This window comes from Maccoyibacter intestinihominis (genome assembly GCF_040096355.1).
GTDB lineage: Bacteria > Bacillota > Clostridia > Lachnospirales > Lachnospiraceae > Maccoyibacter > Maccoyibacter intestinihominis.
Map to the genome: position 1 here is coordinate 66,652 of NZ_JBBMEX010000012.1, position 20,437 is coordinate 87,088.

The 20,437-nt window shown below is 44.0% G+C and carries 20 protein-coding genes and 1 riboswitch; of the genes, 2 read left to right on the forward strand and 18 right to left on the reverse strand.

Going from position 1 to position 20,437, the window contains the following annotated elements; genetic code table 11:
- Positions 1-52: 52 nt before the first annotated feature.
- From WMO43_RS11345 to spoVT, 4 genes are all read right to left on the reverse strand, one after another.
- Positions 53-2,446 carry a transglycosylase domain-containing protein gene (locus tag WMO43_RS11345; RefSeq protein WP_353531270.1) on the reverse strand — a complete coding sequence of 798 codons (2,394 nt, stop codon included), beginning with the start codon at positions 2,444-2,446 and terminating at the stop codon, positions 53-55.
- A gap of 1 nt (position 2,447) precedes the next feature.
- On the reverse strand, positions 2,448-3,932 hold the full coding sequence (locus tag WMO43_RS11350) for an ATP-binding protein (protein ID WP_177963221.1): 1,485 nt from the start codon (positions 3,930-3,932) through the stop codon (positions 2,448-2,450).
- An 18-nt stretch (positions 3,933-3,950) separates the two neighbouring features.
- Positions 3,951-5,057, reverse strand: coding sequence for a metallophosphoesterase family protein (locus WMO43_RS11355; RefSeq protein ID WP_177963222.1), 1,107 nt, complete (start codon positions 5,055-5,057; stop codon positions 3,951-3,953).
- A gap of 116 nt (positions 5,058-5,173) precedes the next feature.
- Entirely contained in the window at positions 5,174-5,722 is a 549-nt protein-coding gene (gene spoVT, locus WMO43_RS11360) for a stage V sporulation protein T (protein ID WP_177963223.1), read from the reverse strand.
- A gap of 208 nt (positions 5,723-5,930) precedes the next feature.
- On the opposite strand from spoVT, the gene WMO43_RS11365 reads away from it, so the two are divergent.
- Together WMO43_RS11365 and WMO43_RS11370 are read left to right on the forward strand one after the other, a co-directional pair.
- Complete coding sequence (locus WMO43_RS11365; RefSeq protein ID WP_353531271.1) at positions 5,931-6,287, forward strand: DUF4234 domain-containing protein; 357 nt, start codon at positions 5,931-5,933, stop codon at positions 6,285-6,287.
- Between the two features lie 11 nt (positions 6,288-6,298).
- The gene (locus WMO43_RS11370; RefSeq protein WP_353531272.1) at positions 6,299-6,694 is read left to right on the forward strand and encodes a DUF2752 domain-containing protein; all 396 of its coding nucleotides are present in this window, start codon (positions 6,299-6,301) and stop codon (positions 6,692-6,694) included.
- A 16-nt stretch (positions 6,695-6,710) separates the two neighbouring features.
- On the opposite strand, the gene WMO43_RS11375 is transcribed toward WMO43_RS11370, so the two are convergent.
- From WMO43_RS11375 to WMO43_RS11440, 14 genes are all read right to left on the reverse strand, one after another.
- The gene (locus WMO43_RS11375) at positions 6,711-7,640 is read right to left on the reverse strand and encodes an N-acetylmuramoyl-L-alanine amidase (RefSeq protein WP_353531273.1); all 930 of its coding nucleotides are present in this window, start codon (positions 7,638-7,640) and stop codon (positions 6,711-6,713) included.
- A gap of 9 nt (positions 7,641-7,649) precedes the next feature.
- The gene (gene thiC, locus WMO43_RS11380) at positions 7,650-8,957 is read right to left on the reverse strand and encodes a phosphomethylpyrimidine synthase ThiC (protein WP_177963227.1); all 1,308 of its coding nucleotides are present in this window, start codon (positions 8,955-8,957) and stop codon (positions 7,650-7,652) included.
- Between the two features lie 215 nt (positions 8,958-9,172).
- The gene (gene thiD, locus WMO43_RS11385; protein ID WP_177963228.1) at positions 9,173-9,952 is read right to left on the reverse strand and encodes a bifunctional hydroxymethylpyrimidine kinase/phosphomethylpyrimidine kinase; all 780 of its coding nucleotides are present in this window, start codon (positions 9,950-9,952) and stop codon (positions 9,173-9,175) included.
- A complete protein-coding gene (gene thiE / locus WMO43_RS11390) occupies positions 9,949-10,590 on the reverse strand; it encodes a thiamine phosphate synthase (RefSeq protein ID WP_353531274.1) in 642 nt (213 codons plus the stop codon). Before thiE ends, thiD begins: the two co-directional genes overlap by 4 nt.
- Entirely contained in the window at positions 10,577-11,401 is an 825-nt protein-coding gene (thiM, locus tag WMO43_RS11395) for a hydroxyethylthiazole kinase (protein WP_353531275.1), read from the reverse strand. Before thiM ends, thiE begins: the two co-directional genes overlap by 14 nt.
- 464 nt (positions 11,402-11,865) lie before the next feature.
- Positions 11,866-11,973, reverse strand: a riboswitch (TPP riboswitch).
- 40 nt (positions 11,974-12,013) lie between these two features.
- On the reverse strand, positions 12,014-12,901 hold the full coding sequence (locus tag WMO43_RS11400; RefSeq protein ID WP_353531276.1) for a MetQ/NlpA family ABC transporter substrate-binding protein: 888 nt from the start codon (positions 12,899-12,901) through the stop codon (positions 12,014-12,016).
- 42 nt (positions 12,902-12,943) lie between these two features.
- The gene (locus WMO43_RS11405) at positions 12,944-13,606 is read right to left on the reverse strand and encodes a methionine ABC transporter permease (protein ID WP_178025840.1); all 663 of its coding nucleotides are present in this window, start codon (positions 13,604-13,606) and stop codon (positions 12,944-12,946) included.
- A complete protein-coding gene (locus WMO43_RS11410) occupies positions 13,593-14,597 on the reverse strand; it encodes a methionine ABC transporter ATP-binding protein (RefSeq protein WP_177963233.1) in 1,005 nt (334 codons plus the stop codon). The genes WMO43_RS11405 and WMO43_RS11410 overlap by 14 nt, the downstream gene beginning before the upstream one ends.
- Positions 14,598-14,772: 175 nt before the next feature.
- Entirely contained in the window at positions 14,773-15,678 is a 906-nt protein-coding gene (locus WMO43_RS11415) for a LysR family transcriptional regulator (RefSeq protein ID WP_177963234.1), read from the reverse strand.
- Positions 15,679-15,681: 3 nt separating this feature from the next.
- Positions 15,682-16,269 carry a TetR/AcrR family transcriptional regulator gene (locus WMO43_RS11420; protein ID WP_177963235.1) on the reverse strand — a complete coding sequence of 196 codons (588 nt, stop codon included), beginning with the start codon at positions 16,267-16,269 and terminating at the stop codon, positions 15,682-15,684.
- 190 nt (positions 16,270-16,459) lie between these two features.
- Positions 16,460-17,473 carry a lysylphosphatidylglycerol synthase transmembrane domain-containing protein gene (locus tag WMO43_RS11425; protein ID WP_353531277.1) on the reverse strand — a complete coding sequence of 338 codons (1,014 nt, stop codon included), beginning with the start codon at positions 17,471-17,473 and terminating at the stop codon, positions 16,460-16,462.
- A gap of 3 nt (positions 17,474-17,476) precedes the next feature.
- On the reverse strand, positions 17,477-18,874 hold the full coding sequence (locus WMO43_RS11430) for a radical SAM/SPASM domain-containing protein (protein ID WP_353531278.1): 1,398 nt from the start codon (positions 18,872-18,874) through the stop codon (positions 17,477-17,479).
- A gap of 166 nt (positions 18,875-19,040) precedes the next feature.
- Positions 19,041-19,976, reverse strand: coding sequence for a D-2-hydroxyacid dehydrogenase (locus WMO43_RS11435; protein ID WP_177963237.1), 936 nt, complete (start codon positions 19,974-19,976; stop codon positions 19,041-19,043).
- 2 nt (positions 19,977-19,978) lie between these two features.
- Entirely contained in the window at positions 19,979-20,422 is a 444-nt protein-coding gene (locus tag WMO43_RS11440) for an NfeD family protein (RefSeq protein WP_177963238.1), read from the reverse strand.
- Between the last annotated feature and the right edge of the window lie 15 nt (positions 20,423-20,437).

The window sequence follows — 20,437 nt, forward strand, 5'->3', positions numbered from 1 at the left end:
CACTATCCAGAAGCATTATATCTTCATTTTTTCTGACATCATGGCCAACGTTTTACTGCACACCCTCCGTAGGATTCCCGGTTGTATCTGCCGGATTTCCCTGTGTATCCGCTTCTGTCCGATTCTGATTTGTATCCTCATCAGGATTTTCTGTTGGTGTCTGGTTTGTATTATCACCCGGATTCTCCGCTGGATTCTGGTTCGTGTTATCACTTGGATTCTCTGTCGGGTTTTCCGGCTGCTGATTGTCGTCCGGGTTTGTCGTCGGGTTCTGATCGGTCTGGTTGTTATCAGAATCCGAAGGATTTTCCTGGTCTTCTGAGGACTTGTTATCCTTCTTATTCTCCGGTTTTTCGGTCACATTTCCCTGAATATCGATCGGTTTTGTCTCCTGGTCCTGATCGGTTGTGTTTTCCGTGGTCTCTGCACCTGGATTTTCCTGTGGTACAGCTTCTTCTGTCTTAGACTGCTCCGGTTCATAGGACAAAAATTCCTGCGGCTCTAAGCCCTCATGGATCTTTTGCATAAATGTTTTCCAGATACGTCCCGGATAGGATGCACCCGACAACCCACTGAGTTTCTTTGGCATATCATAGCCAACCCAGACACTGGTCGTATAATAGCGGGTGTAACCGACAAACCAGCCGTCTTTATTTTCATTCGTGGTTCCGGTCTTTCCTGCACATGGCATTCCGTCTAAAGCAAGTCCCCTTCCGGTACCATTGGTCAGAACTCCCTTTAAAATATCCGTCATCATGCGGGACGCATTTTCCTTATAAACAGCCGTTTCCTCCTGCTTCGTACTCAGTATTTTTTCTCCTGAGGAATCGGTGATCTTCAGGATGCAGGTCGGTTCTCTGTAATATCCGTCATTTTCAATCGTTGCGTATCCCGCTGCCATTTCTAATGGAGAGACACCGTTGGTAAATCCGCCAAGTGCTGATGCCGGACGCTTATCATTCTCATCTAATTTAGAAAAATTCATTTTTTCTAAGTACTCTAAACCTGTTTCCGGAGTCAGCTCTTCTAACAGTTTCCATGCAATCGTATTCTTAGAGCGCTCCACGGCACTCCGCAAAGTCATGGAACCGGAAAAACTTCCATCCGAATTAGAAGGTCCATCTTCAATCGGTTCATCCACCACGATGGAATCCGGTGTATAACTTCTTTCTAACACCGGCGTGTATACAAGAAGCGGTTTGATCGCACTGCCCGGCTGGCGAAAACTCTTATAAGCACGGTTGATCGTATATCCATTGTATTCCTGGCTGCGTCCTCCGACAATTGCCTTCACATATCCGGTCTGGTTATCCATGCAAACGCCTGCACTCTGTAATGTATAGATTCCTTCATCGTTGACCTCTGTATACTTTTCTAATGCCGTATCAATACTGCTTTGAAGCTCCTGCTGCATATTCAGGTCAATCGATGTATAAATGCGGTAACCTGCCGTATATAATTTTTTGTTACAGGTTTCATACATATCATCGTACTCTTCCTCATATCGTTCCTTTTCTGTAGCACTCTGAAATGTATTCTTAAATTCAAACCCCTCCTGTGCCATAAGCGCACGGGTTGCACAATAATAGGTATAGGTCTCCACATAGTTATTTTTCACACTGGTCGGACGATTCAAGGTAATGGTTTCTTCTTTTGCCTGTTTGCAGACCTCTGCCGAGATCTTTCCATCTTCCTTCATCTGGTTTAAGATCCGGTTTCTACGCTTGATCGTATTATCTATATGCGTCACCGGATCATAAAGTGTCGGGCGGTTCGGAATGGCACAGAGAAATGCTATCTGTGACAGATCCAGATTTTTGACCTCCGTGTTAAAATATCCCTTACTTGCCGCCTGAATCCCATAGTAGCCATTGCCAAAATAAATATTGTTCAGATAATATTCCAATATCTGATTTTTGGTATACAGCCGCTCCATCTCTGTCGCAATAAAGATCTCTTCAATTTTTCGTTCCCAGGTCTTTTCCTGTGTTAAAAAAATATTTCTTGCAAGCTGCTGTGTGATCGTGGAGGCTCCCTGCGTCACCCTGCCGTTTTCGATCATTGCTTTGACGGCACGAAGGATTCCTTTAAAGTCCACTCCATGATGCTGATAAAATTTCTTATCCTCGATACTGATAATTGCCGAGCAGACATCCGACGGTATCTCCTCATATTCGAGGTAATACATATCCTTCTCACCTTTGAGCACGGAGATCAGAGTTCCATTGGTATCATAGACCAGGCTCGTCTGCGAAGAACGGAATGTCTCATCCGTAGCAGAATGTACCTTATCATAAGCATCTGATTTTAAATCACTGATTTTTTTTGCATAGCCGCCAAAAAAATAAAATGCCAGTCCTGCTAACACCAGTACGATCAGCACCAGTTGAATTTTCACAAATAGCCGGAAACCCCGGCGTTTTTTCTTTTTTTTCTGCTTTGCCATGTTACTGTCCTTCCAATTCAATCTTATGATATGCAATTCCCATCTCGTCTAAATATTCCATTTCACGCTTATGACAGGTAAACAGGATCATCTGCCTGCCCTGCGTTCCGATCCATTGCAGTGTATTGCGGATGCGTGTTTCATCATAACGTGCAAATGTCTCGTCTAACAAAAACGGCATCGGTTCTTCATCGGTAAGGATCTCTCCTAAACTGATCCGCAGTGCAAAATAAATCTGCTCTAAAGTTCCTGTGCTGAGCTGCTTCGGACTGCATACATGAGTGCCTGCATAGACAGATACCTCCATCTTTTCGTTGATGCCGACTCTGTCGTATTTTCCCTGCGTGATATGGGAAAGGATTTCAGAAGTCCTGCTGTTGATCCTGTCTCCAAAATCCTCATATATCTCTCCGGTCAATGCCCGGATCGTCTTTTCTGCAATATCGCATGCATTCAGATACTGCTTTCTTTCATTTTCACGCTCTGTCGGCATCTCTAATTCCGTCTGGCTCTCTAAAATATTAAAAAGCCTGGTCTGTTTTTCTCTCCGCTCTTCCGACAATCTGCCCTTCTTTGGTTTTTCTGCGGTCTGCTCCGGAATGTGTCTTTTTTCCATTCCATATAAAACCAGAGACAATACCAGTGTCACACCGCCGATCACGATGCTTTCCATCAAAATGCTGTTCCATGGAATATGGAAAACTGCTGCTCCTAAAAAACATGCCGCCATAAAGAAGCATCCTAAGATCAGCACTAACAGATGTGCCGGCATCCCATTGCGTTTTTGATGTTTTTCGCTTCCATCTCCCGCTGTCTCTGCTTCTTTGATATCTTTGCCCTGAAGCTGTGCAATATCCTCTTCTAAAATTTCACGCTCGATCTGTAATTTTTCCATCCGGTGCTGCCGCAGTTCCGTCTCCTGTTTCACCTGAGCCGCCGCCTGTTTCCGTTTTTTATGGATCTGGGCCAATGCCAGATTGAGTTGAAGTGTTCCATCGCCTGTCCCTGCCGCATTTGCCATGCAGTTCTGCACGAACTCTGCAAGTTCTTTTCCCGGAGCCGCTCCTGCCTGCGGAATACAGTATGTATTCTCGTACATTTCTTTATTCAGTCCACCTAAGAGCATCTGCAGGTCGCCATATTCTTCCGACAAGAGTTCTCCATCCTGACGGCTGATCAGTGTGGTCTGCTTTTCCCTGTGGTAAAAATTTCTCTCTAACCCAAAGTCCTTACCGCCTACTTCAAACTCCATCTCTCCGCTGTAAAAGCTCGCACTGTTCCACGGTTCGTATTTCGTATACACATCCTGCTTCGCTCCTCTGCCTCGGGACTTTTCCAATCCAAATAACATGGACACTAAAAAAGTATGCAGCGTTGTCTTTCCTGATTCATTCTCGCCATATATCACATTTAAACCCGGTGCGAATGTAAACTCCCGATTATGAAATTGTCCAAAATTTCTGATTCTGATCTTTTTTATCTGCATATCATTCTCTCTTATCTGCTATCTGTCAAGTTTTGCTGACAAAAGGGCTTCCACGCCAATCTCAAGTGCTTTTTTATAAACCTCTGATTCTCCCTGACTCTGCATTGCCGCTATAAACCGTCCTAACAACTGCTGCTCGTTTTCTTCCCGCAGCCTGTCATAATCATAGTCCTGCCGCAGTGAACAGATCACATCGACCACTGCCTCCTGATTCCTGATCCAGTCTAAATCCAGCTCAGTATCTGCATTCAATGTCCCCGTCAGAAAAATCTTATACAATTCATACGGTTTCCGGTTCGCAAGAAGATTTTTCACAATCGTCTGCACTGCCATGTTGGTCATCTGTGAGGAAAGCTGTATCGTCTCATGTACATACTGGCATTTTCGCAGCGGGCAGAACTGTACCTGTCCAAAAGCCTTGGTGATCTCTCCTACCCAGAAGCCGTGTTCTCCGGTATCATTACTGTCGATCGGCTCTAACGCCCCTGCCATGACCGCCTGCATCGTTGTGATCTTTCTGTTAGAATCCAACGGTACCGGATTGACCGACATGCCCTCTAATACTCCGCCTTTGTGGATATGTCCTGCCGCAATATAGTCAAATCCGTTCTCTATGATCTTTGCCGGAGAAAACGGTATATGCTTTGCATCTCCGCCATGTGCTAACAGGATGTTGATGGCATCCTGACGCTTTGGCGTTATATGGTCATAGACATCTGACGTCTCTTCCCTGTGCCAGTAACTCATTCCATATACTTCCGTATTCAGCTCCGGGAAATAGACACTTTCTATCTCGTTCTTTTTTAAAAACACTACATTTTTTGCAAAGGAAAATGTCCTGTAATTTGACGCAACCGACAAAAAATCATGATTTCCCGCCACGATCACTACCTGTATTTCCGGAACCTGTTCAAAAATGTAATTGATCTCCCGAAGTTCCCGGATCAGCGGTTGTCTGTGGAACAGATCTCCTGCGATCAGCACCATATCGACCTTGATCTTTTTTGCAACCGCAAATACCTCGGTAAACGTCGTCCAGATATCTGCCGCTCTTTTTTCACTCCATGATTTTCCCGCGTCGGGTACCACACCCAGATGTACATCTGCGATATGTATAAATTTCATAATTACCTGCCTTTTTAACTTGAAAGGGCGAGTGCTGCTACACTCGCCTGTCCTGCACTGCCAGCCTTAACTCTTTCGTTCCCTGTGATACCTGATACCGGTATCCTGTATCTATTCTACTGTTCCATCTGTCTTCCCAAAAAACCTGCTGCGACGGAAACCAGTTTGCTTTCTGTTTCTCCCATTTTACACTTTTCATCCCGATTATACAAGACCACAGAGCCAATTGCATCGCCTTCGCTGATAATTGTTCCAATGCTCTGCTCTGCATAATCACCATTATCATCTAATGTAATTTTTACAAACTCTTTTTCTCCTTTGGATGCCACAACATTTTTTCTGTCCTCGATCATCATTTCTAACTGTTTGCTGATCGGCTTATTTTCAAATTCCCGCTTTCCCTGACCACTTGCCGCGATCACATGATCCCTGTCTGTAATGCACACCAGATGTCCGGTTGCCTGTGAAAGTGACTCTGCATACTCTCCGGCAAACTGTCCCAGTTCTCCGATCGGTGAATATTTTTTTAAAATGATCTCTCCCTCGCGGTCGGTAAATATCTCTAAAGGATCTCCTTCACGGATTCTCAATGTTCTTCTTATTTCCTTCGGCACAACTACACGCCCAAGGTCATCAATTCTTCTTACAATTCCCGTTGCTCGCATATCTATTGCATTCCTCCTGTTTTCCATATCCTGTGGTGTATGGTTATTATGTGGGAAATCAGGGAATTTATGCGTGCAAATTGGAATTTCAAACAGGCTTTCTGAATAGGTTAAAATTGACATAAAACCCTATTTGTGCTATCGTAAAAGACGTTATAGCCATAATTTGGCAAAATTCTACATTTTTATAATTATAGGAGGATCTGTTATGATTAAAGAACGAAGCATTGTTCTGTACATTATTCTCTCCATCATAACCTGTGGTATTTTCGGGTTATACTGGTTTGTATGTATTACAGAAGACACAAATGCTGCTGCTGACGTAGCTGGTACATCCGGAGGACTGGCTTTATTATTTACCATTATTACTTGCGGTATCTATGGTTTCTACTGGGCTTACAAGTGCGGTGAAAAGCTCGACATTGCAAAGGAAAAACGCGGTATGCCTGCCGGTAACGGAGGAATCCTTTATCTTCTGTTATTCATTTTTGGTGGTATCATCGCTTATGCTTTAATTCAGAGTGAGTTAAACAAGTTTGCCGGAGAAGAGTACAAAACATTATAGGATTTATCATAATGAAACAACGACTTCAAAAAACCATTTGTTACATCCTGTTATTTACAGGTCTTGGATTTTTATATTATAAATGGTATCAGGGAACCGGATTCGCGGTTCCCTGTTTTTTTCATGCCATTACAAAATTATATTGTCCGGGATGCGGAATGACCCGCTGCCTGACTCATCTGCTACAGTTTGAGATACAGGACGCTTTCCGCTGTAATGTGGCGATATTTCTGCTCTCTCCTGCACTCTTATATATCCTTACCTATTCCCTTTATTCTTATGTCCGTTATGGGAAGGTGCATTTTTCCAAAGTACAGAACATCCTGCTTTTTGGCTGTCTTACCATTCTGATACTCTTTGGAATTGTTCGCAATCTCCCGGCGTTTTCTTTTTTACAACCTGTCTAAGATTAAAAATTTTTTCTTACTGTCCTGCAAAATAGGCATCGATCCCATTGGCAATCCCCGTTACGATCTGGTTCTGGTATGCATCGGATGCCATATTGCTGTCCTCGGTCGGGTTTGTCATATACCCCATCTCTACGATCGTAACCGGAACGCTTGCCCAGTTGATCCCGCTCATGATATCGGTTTCCCAGACATATTCCTTTCTTGCACCTGTCGCATTTACCAGTCCATCCAATACGGCTGTGGAAAGTGCCTTGCTCTTTTCATAAAGTGCTGCATTGTATGGATTGGATGCGGTCTGACAGATTGTCATCGCACCGCTGACACTGCTGTCGGTAGAAGCGTTTGCATGAATCCTGACAAATGCCTCTGCGTTTGCATTGTTCGCAACTGCTGCCCGTTCCGAGTTAGAAATATTGACATCATTGCTTTCTCTGGTCATCTGTACTTCATAACCACGGTTTTGCAGTTCCGTCCTTAACTTTAAGGATACCTGAAGTGTCAGTTCATACTCTGCTAATCCACTTGTGACACCGGAAGTTCCTCCGGCTACTTTTGCTTTCATCTCGCTTGCTCCCGGACCGATCGGCTCTTTGCTACTGTCACCTTTACTCTGATGTCCCGGATCGATCACGACTAAATGCTTTGCCTGTTCCGGCTGTGCTGCAGATTCTTCCTTAGTCTCTTCGGCAGGTTCTTCCATGACCTTTGCATCCCTTGCCTCCGGGACACCGCCTGTCGGTTCCGGCTGCTCTGTGTTCTCTTCGTCGGTCGTCTTATTTTCTTTTTTTGTATCTTTTGTTTCTTTCGTCTTACTGTCTTCTTTGATATCTTTTGCTGTTTCTTCTGTTTGATCCTGTGCTTCTTTGGTGTCTTTTTGTCCACAGGAACAGAATACAAAAGCAGACATCAAAAGTACCAGTAGCAGATAGCCCTGTTTTTTCATAAAGCCTCCTTATAAAATATCAATATGTTCACCTGCTAATGCTTTATTCATGCTGCGTACTGCACAGAATTTTCCACACATGGAACAGGTGTCCTCATGTTCCGGCTTTCTCTCCTCGCGGATGCGTTTTGCTGTCTCCGGGTCGATGGCACATTCCCACTGTGCTTCCCAGTCCAGTTTTCTTCTTGCATCTGCCATGCGGTCATCCATCTCTCTGGCTCCACGCACACCTTTTGCGATATCTGCTGCATGTGCTGCGATCTTAGATGCGATGATTCCCTGTTTTACGTCCTCTAAATTCGGAAGTGCAAGGTGTTCTGCCGGGGTTACATAACACAGAAAAGCTGCTCCGGATGCTGCTGCAATGGCTCCTCCGATCGCTGATGTAATGTGGTCATATCCCGGTGCGATATCTGTTACTAAAGGTCCTAAAACGTAGAATGGCGCACCACCACAGATCGTATTCTGGATCTTCATATTTGCTGCGATCTGATCCATCGGCATATGTCCCGGTCCTTCCACCATAACCTGTACATCTTTTTCCCATGCCCGTTTTGTCAGCTCGCCAAGACGTACCAGTTCTTCAATCTGGCATACATCAGATGCATCTGCAAGACAGCCCGGACGACAGGCATCTCCTAAGGAAATCGTCACATCGTACTCACGGCAGATGTCTAAAATTTCGTCATAGTATTCATAAAACGGATTCTCTTCTCCTGTCATACACATCCATGCAAATACAAGAGAACCTCCGCGGGAAACAATGTTCATTTTTCTCTTATGGTTTCTGATCTGGTCTATGGTCTTTCTGGTGATTCCACAGTGCAGTGTTACAAAGTCTACGCCATCCTCCGCATGCAGTCTGATGACATCAATAAAATCTTTTGCGGTCAGCGTATCTAAATCTCTCTGGTAGTGGATCACGGAATCATAGACCGGAACGGTTCCGATCATTGCCGGACATTCTCCGGTCAGCTTGCGGCGAAACGGTATGGTATTTCCGTGTGAAGAAAGATCCATAATTGCATGTGCACCCATATGTACGGCTTCCATGACCTTCTGCATCTCAACGTCATAATCTTTGCAGTCTCTTGAGATTCCAAGGTTGACATTGATCTTTGTGGAAAGCATAGAACCGACTCCCTGCGGGTCAATGCACTTATGATTTTTGTTCGCACAGATAACGACCTTTCCCTCTGCCACAAGCGGGAGTAACTCTTCTACACTCATTCTCTCCTTTTTTGCTACACTTTTCAACTCTTCTGTGATAATTCCTTTTCTTGCAGCTTCCATCTGTGTTGCATATTCTCTTGCCATGTTTTGTTTTTCCTTTCTTTTCTGTTGTTTTAAGATTTTTTTGTTTCTTATATTTATTGATCAGGGTGTCAAAAGGCAGTTTCCACTCTAGTGGCTGGCAAATTGCGCAAAACCGGGACTGCTTTTGTGACTTTGGGAGAAAATAGACTCGGTTTTGTGCAAGCTACCAATCCCAAGACTTGAAACCGTCTTTTGACACCCTGATCCTATATTTCTTACCAGACCATATGCTCTAACGGTCCATTGCCCTGTCCGAGATCAAGTCCCGCACCGATGGCTCTTTGCATATATGCTTTTGCCCGCCGTACACTGGTCTCTAAGTCCCAGTCCTCTGCCAATCCTGCGGCAATTGCCGAACTGAACGTGCAGCCTGTTCCATGTGTATTCGGATTGACCATCCGTTCTCCCTCGATCCAGATGCTTTTCCCATTTTCATAGAGCAGATCGTTTGCATCAGTTTTGGCATGACCGCCTTTTAGTACAATAGCGGTTCCATACTCCCGGCTCAACTGCTCTGCCGCCTGCTCCATTTCTTCTCTCGTCTGGATCTTTTTTCCGGTCAGCACTTCTGCCTCCGGTATGTTCGGAGTCAATACCTCTGCTAATGGAAACAGTTCTTTTTTCATCATCTCTGCCGCTTTTTCATCAACTAACGTGCTTCCACTGCTCGATAACATGACCGGGTCCACTACGATGTGTTTTGCCTGATAATGACGCAGTCTTTCTGCAATGATCTGTATCAGCTCTGTAGTTCCCGGCATCCCTATTTTGACTGCATCCGGAAAAATATCCGCAAATACGCTGTCGATCTGTGCCGTGATGCACTCCGCTGATACCGGAAAAAGTTTTTGTACTCCTAACGTATTCTGTGCAGTCAGCACACTGATGACACTCATCGCATAGACACCGTTGGCTTCCATGGTCTTGATGTCTGCCTGTACGCCTGCCCCGCCGCTGCAATCGCTTCCGGCTATGGTCAATGCTGTCTTTTTCATATGCCTGTCACCTCCTTTGTTCTATTTTTGAGTTCCTTTGCTGCCTCTTTGATATCTTCCTGTGCAAAAATCGCACTGATCACTGCCACACCACAGATCCCGCTTCCTTTCAGCCTGTCTACATTTTGGGCATTGATCCCTCCTATGGCTATGACCGGTATCTGAACCGCCTGACAGATTGCTTTTAAGGTTTCATAATCTACTTCCTGTGCATCGTCTTTCGAGCTGGTCGGAAAAACTGCCCCGACTCCTAAATAATCTGCCCCGTGCTTTTCTGCCATGACCGCCTGTTCTACGGTCTGTGCCGATACACCGATAATCTTATCTTTTCCGAGTTTTTTCCGGACATCGCCTGCTTCCATATCGCTCTGTCCGACATGCACGCCGTCTGCATCGACTTTTAATGCCAGTTCTACATCATCGTTTATGACAAATGGCACCTGATATTGTTTACATAACTCTTTTAATTCCTGTGCCTCCTGTAAAAAAAGCTCAGAATCTATCTGTTTTTCGCGTAACTGTAAAAACGTCACACCGCCATCTAAGGCTTCTTTTACCTGTTCTTTCAGTGTCCTGCCATGAAGCCAGCTCCGGTCTGTCACGGCATATAACAGCAGTTCTTCTTTAGTACAGTTCATAGTTTGCCTCCCGTTCTAATGTCTCTGCATCCATGTTCGCGATCGCATCAATGATCCGGTTGCGATATGTTGCATTGCCTTCATAGCTTTGCAGATGGGCATATCCGATCTCGCCTGCAACTCCCATCACACAGACTGCCGCTGCTGCTGCCTCTAACATATGCTTTGGATTTGCCGTAATGTATGCTGTCATCAGTCCTGACAACTGGCATCCGGTTCCTGTGATCTTTCCCATCTGTGCCTTGCCATTGCGTATGACATAACAATGTTCTCCGTCACTGACCAGATCGATCGCACCGGTAACTGCAATAATACTTCCCGTTGCCTTTGCGAAATTTTTCACAAAGTCTATCGCTTCTGTCAGATTCTCTTCGGTCACGGCATCTGCCACATCTGCATCTACGCCGCGCGTACTGCCGCTGCCGGCAGCAAGCGTCTTGATCTCCGATATATTTCCACGGATCACTGAAAAATGAATATCCTCTAACAGTTGTTTTGCCGTATCGGTGCGAAGACTGCTTGCTCCTGCTCCCACCGGGTCTAAAAGCACCGGATGACCTAACTCATTCGCTTTCTTTCCCGCCTTAAACATCGCCGGGATCGTGTGCCGGTTCAAAGTCCCGATGTTGATATTGAGTCCGCCGCAGATACTCGTAATATCCTCGACCTCCTCAGACTCATCTGCCATGATCGGACTTCCCCCACATGCCAGTAATACATTCGCCACATCATTTACCGTTACATAATTTGTAATATTGTGTATCAACGGCATTTTACTATGTACATTCTCTAAACATTCACCAAACTTCATCGTCTTGCCTCCTATTCTTAAACCACCAGCAGCCCTTTTCTTTTATCATTAAACTACTGACTTTCTTTTTGACTTTTGCCCTTTAGCCGTTATCATTCCTTTTTCTCTTTTTCTTCCTTCGGGGCAGTTCGTCTATCCCTGCGCACGGTTTCGAACGGTCCGGACTATGTCCAAAACGTCGCACCTCTTAACACTCTGACATCCCATAGAAATTTCCGTGCAGGGATGCACGGAAAAGATGCAGCTAAGCCATGGATGGCGCATCTGCATCGGTTTCGTCCGTCCCCGATACCCCACACCAGAGTGTTTAGAAGTGCAGTTTTGGGACATCGGAACAGACCGGTCGAAACCGTGCACAGCCCATACACTCACCCCCGAACAACCAAACAACCCCAATCAAACAACTTAAACAAAACACGCAAAACAAAAAAGACTGTATATATACCAATCGTATATACACAGCCTCTATGCTCTCCATATATCCCTACGTTGGCATTATCCAAATCAGGTTTCGGGTCAAAGCAATCCAGCTTAATCTCAGCCTACTTCTGTAAGCACCCCGTTGTCTTATTACCTATATTTTAATCTGCCTGCCGTAGAAAATCAAGTATTTTATTCTTCAAATGGGATAACTGCTCCGTCATAAGTATCGTTGATGTATTTCTTAATGTCATCAGATTTTAATACTTTTACTAACTCTTTGATGCCTTCGTTATCCTCGTTTCCTTCTTTTACTGCAATGATGTTTACATATGTCTTTGCTGCTTCGGAATCGGATTTTTCATAAGCAAGTGCGTCTTTTGCAACTGTATATCCTGCCTCTAATGCATAGTTACCGTTTAATACTACAAATGCTGCATCAGCTACTGCGTGAGGAACCTGTGCTGCCTCTAACTCTGTAATTTCAATTCCCTTTGGATTCTCTGCAATATCATTTACTGTTGCTTCAAGTCCTACACCGTCTTTTAATTTGATCAGACCGTTGTCCTGTAATAACAGTAATGCACGGGCTTCGTTTGTAGTATCGTTTGGAACTGCGATCACATCACCTTTTTCAACCTTGGACAGGTCATTTTTTGTACCCGGATAAATTCCGAATGGCTCATAGTGGATACCGCCTGCGTTGACAAGGTGTGTACCCTGCTCTTTGTTAAAGCTCTCTAAGTATGGAATGTGCTGGAAGTAGTTTGCATCGAACTCACCGCTCTCTACTACTAAGTTCGGCTGAACATAATCGCTGAATACTTTAATCTCTAAATCCCATCCTTCATCTGCAAGGATTTTCTTTGCCTGCTCTAAGATCTCTGCGTGAGGAGTTGCGGAAGCTGCTACGGTAATCGTTCCTTTATCTCCTGCTTTTGTATCCTCTTTCTTGCTGTCCTCCTGTGTGCTCTTTGCCTCTTTGGTATCTTTTGTATCACTACCTGAAGAGCCGCATCCTGTGAAAGCTCCGATTGCTAAAATTCCTGCAAGTGTCAATGATAATAATCTCTTTTTCATGTCTTTGTTCTCCTTTTTCTCTTTCCTTTTTTCTAAAATTTCTTATTTATTTCTTCTGTCAAGTTTCTTTGAAAGCATCATTCCAAGTGCCTGCAAGACCTGAACGATCAGCACTAAGATGACGATGGTTACCACCATGATATCGGTCTGGTATCTGTAATAACCATACCGTATGGCAATATCTCCAAGGCCTCCGCCTCCGACAACACCTGCCATTGCAGAGTAACCTAAGATGGTTCCAAGAGCGATCGTCACACCGACGATCAACGAGGTTCTTGCCTCTACTAACAGTACCCTGAAAATAATGGTCCAGGTTCCTGCTCCCATGCTTTTTGCTGCTTCGATCACACCTTCATCCACTTCCTGTAAGGAAGATTCCACCATACGGGCAATGAACGGTGCCGCTGCTATGACAAGCGGTACGATCGTAGCACTGGAACCATAGCTTTTTCCAACCAAAAATCTGGTCAGTGGAATGATCAGGATCAGTAAAATTAAAAATGGTATACTTCGGATCACATTTGAGATCACATCTAAGATACGATATACCACTTTATTTTCCCGTATTCCTCCTTTTCCGGTTACTGCAAGGGTCACACCAAGTGGAAGTCCGATCACATAACCAAGGGCTGTGGAAACCAGTGTCATATAGATCGTTTCCCAAAATCCCGTATAAAGCATTTTAACGACTTCAGATGAAAACATCCTGTTCCACCTCCCCTACATACAGATTTTTTTCTTTCAGATACTCTACCATCTTTCCGGCAATCTCTGTATCTTCCGGAAGCTGCAGGATCATTTCCCCTGCTGCGGTTCCGTTCAAATCCTTTGTATTTGCGTATAAAATATTGACCGGAGTCTTAAACTGTAAGGTCATGTTTCCAACAACCGGCTCATAAGAGGAATTCTCCTTGAACACAATTCGGATACAGTGTCTTCCACGCATCTCTTTTGCGGTGCTTCCGCTTCCGATGATCAGGCTCTTTGCCTCCGGTGATTTCGGAGCGGTAAATATCTCTGAAACACTTCCTGTTTCTACCACATTTCCTTCATTTAAAATGGCTACCTGATTACAGATCTCCTGCACTACGGACATCTCATGGGTAACTACCACGATCGTAATGCCATAATCTCTGTTGATCTGCTTTAACAGCTCTAAGACGGATTTTGTGGTCTGCGGGTCAAGTGCACTGGTTGCCTCATCACAGAGCAAGATTTTCGGATTATTTGCAATGGCTCTTGCGATTGCAACTCTTTGCTTCTGTCCACCGGAAAGCTGTGAAGGATAAGCTTTTTCCTTATCTGCAAGTCCTACGACTTTTAATAATTCTCTCGCTCTCTTCTTCGCTTCTGCATCCTTAACTCCTGCTATTTTTAACGAAAAACAGATATTTTCCAGTACGTTCTTCTGCATCAGAAGATTGAAGTGCTGAAAAATCATTCCGATTTCTTTTCGCATCTCACGCAGCTGTCGTTCCGACAGCCCGGACATTCGGCATCCGTCTATCCGGACATCTCCGGAAGTTGGATGTTCTAAATAGTTGATACATCGTATGAAGGTGCTTTTTCCTGCACCGGACATTCCGATGATCCCGAAAATATCTCCCTTTGAAATATGCAGATTCACATGATTCAATCCCTGGACATTTCCTGCTTTGGTATGAAATTCTTTGCTGACATCTTCAAATCGAATCATATCGTTTTTCCTGCCTCCTTTGTTTCTGTTGCCATTATATCGACATTTTTCCGTTCCGTCCAATACATAAAAAAAACAGCTTGTTATAGCTTTTTCCTATAACAGAACTGTTTCTCAAATTTCGCATTTGATTTTTATTTCTATTTCTGTCTCTATTCCTTTTTCCGCACTTCTCCTACGACTTTCCCCGATATGCTTCGATCTCTTCTAAGTACATTTTTCCGAGCCTGCTGAGCGGCACTCCCTTTCTCGAAATATAGCCGATCATCATCTCTTCCTCGGAATCCAACGGTATCGCGCAGTATTCATCTCCGTTTAATTCCTCACACACAATCCCGGAACAAAGTGTATAAGCATTTAGTCCTACCATCAGGTTCAAAAGCGTTGCGCGGTCATTTGCCTTGATGATCCGCTTATAATCATAAGTACTCAATACCTCTTCCGCAAAATAAAACGCATTGTGGCTGCCCTGATCAAAGGACAGACACGGATATTCCTCTAAATCCTCAAAAGTGATCTTCTCTTTGTTTGCAAGCGGATTGCCTCTCCACAGATAGACATAGGTCTTACACGGAAAAAGTTCGGTGAACTCCAGACTATTTTCCTTAAAGATCTTCAACAGTACCTTCCGGTTAAAGTCATCTAAATAGAGGATTCCAATCTCACTTTTAAAGGATTTGACATCCGAGATCACGTCATAGGTCTTGGTCTCATGCACGGCACACTCGTATTCGTCCATGCCGATTTTTTTTACCAGTTCTACGAATGCTTTTACGGCAAAGGTATAGTGCTGGGTGGAGACGCTGAATTTCTTCTTGATCTCTTTCTTATCAATGTAGCGTTCCTCCATCAGGCGGTACTGTTCCATGACCTGTCTTGCATAGCCGATAAATTCATTGCCCTCCGGTGTCAGCGTAATTCCCCGGCTGCTGCGGATGAACAGTTCCATGCCGAGCTCTTCTTCTAAGTCCCGGATAGAACTTGAAAGGCTCGGCTGCGAAATAAAAAGCTGCTTTGCCGCCTCATTCATCGATGTGCTGTCTGCAATTGTGATCGCGTATCGTAACTGCTGTAATGTCATTTTTTAACCTCGTCTTAATTCAATATCCAGCTTTCGGTCTGTGCGGAATCTTCCCAATGCTTTGTCAATATCCCCATGCGTCAGGATGTCCAGATGGCTGATCAGTCTTTTCGGCTCCTCTTTCATACCGCTTTCAATCCATTCTAAAACCATTCCTACAAATCCGTATTTGTAAAAATGTGCAATAAATGCCTTGTCCTCTTCATCCACCACAATGCCTTCAGCCCGTTCATCAATGACCCCTAACAGAAGTTTGTATGTAATATCATAAAGAAATCTCGTAAGGATTTCTCTACCCTCCGAATAGTAAACGTGCTTGATAAAGCTCTTATTCTCCCTGACATAGTCAAAGATCTGCAAATATCCCTGCTGCCATGTCGCATAGCTTCTCTTCCCCGACAGACTCTGTGTATTATCTGTCAAAAATGTCCATTCCACCAGATCATAAATGTCTTTAAAATGATAATAAAACGTCTGGCGGTTGATGGCACTCGCCTCTACGATATCCACTACCGTAACCTTGTCTAAGGACTTCTCCTGCAAAATCTTTTTCAAGGTCTCCGACAATGTCCTCTTCGTTGTATGAGCCATGAAAATCCCCCTCTACCCAGTACATTTTTTCTCCCCTTTTCCCATAATATTTTTTACCATTTCCCTGCTTCTATTATAACTTATCACAATACATTTATACAAGAAAAAAGTGGGCGCACCCACTTCTTCATTAAGCCTGTTTTATTCTAAAAACTTCCATAATACTGTTTAAAATAAAACTCTTTAAATTTTATGCTGCTTTTTCCGTACTCCTGTGTACCCGTCTCCACAGAACTACCACAACTGCTCCGATGACAAACGGCAATACAAAAGTTGCAAAACGATAAAGCAGTGCAACGGAGCCTGCTGCTCCGGTTCCTACGATCTTTGCTAACAGCATTGTCAGTACGAACTCCGAAGAACCGATCCCTGCCGGTGCCGGAATAACTGCTGCTAACATCATTGCCAAAGAGGTAACTGCCAGTCCCTGTGACAGTGTCAGCTTTCCTGTCTCTGCTAATATCAAAAACGGGATTCCATACCAGAATGTAAACTTTAACAGATTTTTCAGGATACATCCTGCGATCAGTCCGCCACGTTTTAATAAAGTTGCTGCCGCATCCTCTAAGATAGCACACTGTTCTTCTAACTTCTTCACCTGCTCCGTCAGCTTTCCGCTCCGGTTTAACTTGCGTACGATCCAGAGAAGTACCTCATGGAACTTCTTAGAACAGGCAAATAGCAGAAGTACTGCTGCGATGACAAAGGTGACACCAAAACCAATTAAAAGCGTCATATCATATTGACTGTAATACTTTTGCATATAGCCCCAGTTGAGGATAAAGAAGATTCCCGCAAACAGTGCAATGCTGACCTTGTGTAGCATATACTCAATGGTATAGAGTCCTGTACCTTTTGAATATGGAACGCCTCTCTCATTGAAGTAATAGATTGCTGCTACGCCCGCTCCGCTTCCAAGGGTTGCCACCCGGTAAAAGGCTGCATAAAATGCACATTCTACACCCTGCCAGTATTTAAAATCAGGATTGTACACTTTTGCCAGCGAATAACTGATCCAGCCTTCCACCAGTTCATACATCACAGAAGCAATGCAAATGCCGGCAATGACAAGAAACGACGTCTCTTTCAACTGCGTTAAAATATCTCCTGCCGAATCCTTAAATGTATAGATAATAATCAGGATTAAGATCAGAACAAAGAAAATCTTTCCTATTGTCTTTGCATGCTTCTTAATGACTCTCACCCCTTATTTCTTTTTAAAGTTTGTATAACCACGCTGTCTGTATGGATGTGCAGCCCACAGACGGTCTGCTGTTCCTTTCCACTCTTCTGCATAGTGCTCACATTTTCCGCAAAGATGCTCTACCGTCTCCGGCTGCTGCATATCTGTGGATTTTGCTCCGGTCTCATGTACCATACGCTGTAAAATCTCAGGATTTTCAAGCATCGGACATGGTCTTAACATGTTATCGTTAAATGGCTGGTTATCTCTGTATGCCATGAATAACGGCTGTTTCAAACACTCTAATAATGATTTTTCACGGATGTTTGCTCCTGAATAATGAATGAATACGCAAGGCTCCACATCACCCTTTGGATTGATATGGCAGTAGTTTCTTCCTCCTGCAATACATCCTCCAACGAACTCTCCATCGTTCTGGAAGTCCATAACGTAGATTTCTTTTCCGCCTTCTCTTCCACGAACCTCACGGATTCTGTGGTAGATATATTCACGCTGCTCTTTTGTCGGCATCAGCTCCGGTGAAGCTTCCATACCAACCGGCATCAGATGGAAATACCATGCGAAACGGCTTCCGTGCTCGATCAGAAGATCAAAGAATTCATCGGATGTTACTGCATCCATGTTCTTGCGTGTATAACATACGGAGTTACCGAACAGTAATCCGTTCTCATGTAACAGATCCATTGCATGAAGTACCTTTGCATAGACTCCGTCACCACGTCTGAAGTCATTGGTGTCCTCGAATCCCTCTAAACTGATAGATAAGGAAAGGTTGCCGACTCTCTTCATTTCATCACAGAATGCCTGGTCTACTAAAGTTCCGTTTGTGTAACAGTGGAATGCCACATCATTATGTTTTTCACAGAGCTTAATAACATCTGCTTTACGAACCAGCGGCTCTCCACCGGTCATCATGTAGAAGTAAATACCCAGTTCTTTTCCTTGAGTTACAATGCTGTCAAGTTCTTCAAATGTCAGGTTTAATTTATGTCCGTACTCTGCTGCCCAGCATCCTGTACAGTGTAAGTTGCAGGCACTGGTTGGGTCCATTAAGATCAGCCATGGAATGTTGCAGTCATGTACTTCTCTCATCTTACGAATGGTTTTTGTGCCATAGAAGGCTGCCTGATATCCAAGATTTAATGCTGTCATCTTAGCAACGTGTGGATCTGTCTCATCTAACAGACGATTTACATAACGCATCCATTTGTGATCCGGATTCTTGATCATTGCACGCGCACCTTCGTATGCCTCTTTGGTAAAGTTGTCTCCCATGAACTTCTCTGTCAGGTCCACAATCTCTAATAAGCCTTTTTCTCTGTCCTTATTAATTCTTCTCAGTGCAACGTCAATTGCTGCGCTAAACGCTTTTCTTTCAAGCTGCTCTGCTAATTTTGCCATTTTTATTCCTCCACTCTTTTGTTCTAATTCCCTTTTACACAAAAGTATAAAAACTTTCACTTTTTATGAACATATGCAAAAGCGAACTCCTGTATTTTTCTCTTATACAAATTTCTCTTTTTGTATACGTTCTAAAGCAGAATATCCTATCTGTTCACTATGATTTCTACAGATGAAAAAATTCCTTGATCTGCTCCTCTATGATCTTCATTAAGCGGGTTCTTGCTTCCACACTTGCCCATGCGATGTGTGGTGTGATCAACAGTTTGTTGCTGTCTTTGATCTTTGCAAGCGGATTCTCTTTGCTCATCGGTTCTTCTTTGAGCACATCTAATCCTGCTGCTGCAATTTCCCCATTTTCCAAAGCCTCGTATAAATCCTGCTCTACGACGATCGGGCCTCTTCCTACATTAATGAAAATGGCAGACCGCTTCATTTTAGCAAAAGCCTCCGCATTTATCAAGCCTAATGTTGCGTCGGTCAATGGTGCATGTACCGAGATAATATCGGATTTTGTCAATAAGGTGTCCCAATCTGCACGCTCATAATCTTTCTGCTGATTTTTTCCGGTTGTGGAGTAATAGATGACGTGGCAGCCGAAAAGTCCTGCTATGTCCGCCACTCTTCTTCCAATCGTTCCCATTCCAATGATTCCCCATGTTTTTCCGTTCAATTCATGGAATGCTTTTTCAAAATGGGTAAACAGTACATCGTCCATATATTTTCCACTCTTTACATAGGTATCATAATAAGGAAGATGTTCCATCAGATAAAACAAAAGTGCAAAGGTGTGCTGTGCCACTGTCTCGGTTGAATAGCCTGCCACATTTCTCCATGCGATCCCACGTTTTTCCAGATAATCTTTGTCTAAATTATCGGTTCCGGTTGCAGTGACGCAGACTAACTTCAAATGCTCTGCCCCTCCGATCGTCTCTTCGTTGACCGGCACCTTGTTCAGAATGATGACATCTGCATCTTTTGTACGCTCTGCCGCCTGTTCCTTTGTGGAAAATCCATACTTTACGACTTCTCCAAGCTGTTCATAGCCGCTTAAGTCCAGATCTTCTCCTATGGTCTTTGCATCTAAAAATACAATTTTCATTTCTACACTTCCTCTTTCTTCCGTAAGATTAACTTCACGCCCTCAATACCTGTAACTTCCGCTGAGTCCTCCGGTTCAAAAGTAACCTCTTCTTTTTCAGAACGTGCTGTCCACTCCATTCCGTTATACATTGCTTTTCCGGTACCTTTGAGATTGTCTACACGCTCGATGACCCGCACATCCTTCCCCAGTGCCTCTTCGTAATTCGTCCTTACCTTCTTTGGCTGGATATATTTCATCGCCCACGGTCTGGTAAAGTACAGCATCAACAGGGAAACAGCTAAAAATACCACTGCCTGTAACCAAATCGGTCCCCCTGCCACCGATACGATGACTGCCGCTAATGCACCGCCTGCAAACCAGATGCAGGTCAGTCCGACCGTAATTAATTCTATTACTAAGAGTACTACCATCAATACGAGCCAGAAAATCAATTCTTTTTCCATAGTCTGTCTGCCCCT

Excerpts from the sequence above, each read along its gene's own strand:
- WMO43_RS11440 (WP_177963238.1), bottom strand. The coding sequence starts at position 20,422 with ATGGAAAAAGAATTGATTTTCTGGCTCGTATTGATGGTAGTACTCTTA.
- WMO43_RS11410 (WP_177963233.1), bottom strand. The coding sequence starts at position 14,597 with ATGATTCGATTTGAAGATGTCAGCAAAGAATTTCATACCAAAGCAGGA.
- thiD (WP_177963228.1), bottom strand. The coding sequence starts at position 9,952 with ATGAAAAAGACAGCATTGACCATAGCCGGAAGCGATTGCAGCGGCGGG.
- WMO43_RS11435 (WP_177963237.1), bottom strand. The coding sequence starts at position 19,976 with ATGAAAATTGTATTTTTAGATGCAAAGACCATAGGAGAAGATCTGGAC.
- WMO43_RS11350 (WP_177963221.1), bottom strand. The coding sequence starts at position 3,932 with ATGCAGATAAAAAAGATCAGAATCAGAAATTTTGGACAATTTCATAAT.
- thiC (WP_177963227.1), bottom strand. The coding sequence starts at position 8,957 with ATGGCAAGAGAATATGCAACACAGATGGAAGCTGCAAGAAAAGGAATT.
- spoVT (WP_177963223.1), bottom strand. The coding sequence starts at position 5,722 with ATGCGAGCAACGGGAATTGTAAGAAGAATTGATGACCTTGGGCGTGTA.
- WMO43_RS11405 (WP_178025840.1), bottom strand. The coding sequence starts at position 13,606 with ATGTTTTCATCTGAAGTCGTTAAAATGCTTTATACGGGATTTTGGGAA.
- WMO43_RS11355 (WP_177963222.1), bottom strand. The coding sequence starts at position 5,057 with ATGAAATTTATACATATCGCAGATGTACATCTGGGTGTGGTACCCGAC.
- WMO43_RS11430 (WP_353531278.1), bottom strand. The coding sequence starts at position 18,874 with ATGGCAAAATTAGCAGAGCAGCTTGAAAGAAAAGCGTTTAGCGCAGCA.
- WMO43_RS11375 (WP_353531273.1), bottom strand. The coding sequence starts at position 7,640 with ATGAAAAAACAGGGCTATCTGCTACTGGTACTTTTGATGTCTGCTTTT.
- WMO43_RS11365 (WP_353531271.1), top strand. The coding sequence starts at position 5,931 with ATGATTAAAGAACGAAGCATTGTTCTGTACATTATTCTCTCCATCATA.
- WMO43_RS11420 (WP_177963235.1), bottom strand. The coding sequence starts at position 16,269 with ATGGCTCATACAACGAAGAGGACATTGTCGGAGACCTTGAAAAAGATT.
- WMO43_RS11345 (WP_353531270.1), bottom strand. The coding sequence starts at position 2,446 with ATGGCAAAGCAGAAAAAAAAGAAAAAACGCCGGGGTTTCCGGCTATTT.
- WMO43_RS11415 (WP_177963234.1), bottom strand. The coding sequence starts at position 15,678 with ATGACATTACAGCAGTTACGATACGCGATCACAATTGCAGACAGCACA.
- thiE (WP_353531274.1), bottom strand. The coding sequence starts at position 10,590 with ATGAACTGTACTAAAGAAGAACTGCTGTTATATGCCGTGACAGACCGG.
- WMO43_RS11400 (WP_353531276.1), bottom strand. The coding sequence starts at position 12,901 with ATGAAAAAGAGATTATTATCATTGACACTTGCAGGAATTTTAGCAATC.
- thiM (WP_353531275.1), bottom strand. The coding sequence starts at position 11,401 with ATGAAGTTTGGTGAATGTTTAGAGAATGTACATAGTAAAATGCCGTTG.
- WMO43_RS11370 (WP_353531272.1), top strand. The coding sequence starts at position 6,299 with ATGAAACAACGACTTCAAAAAACCATTTGTTACATCCTGTTATTTACA.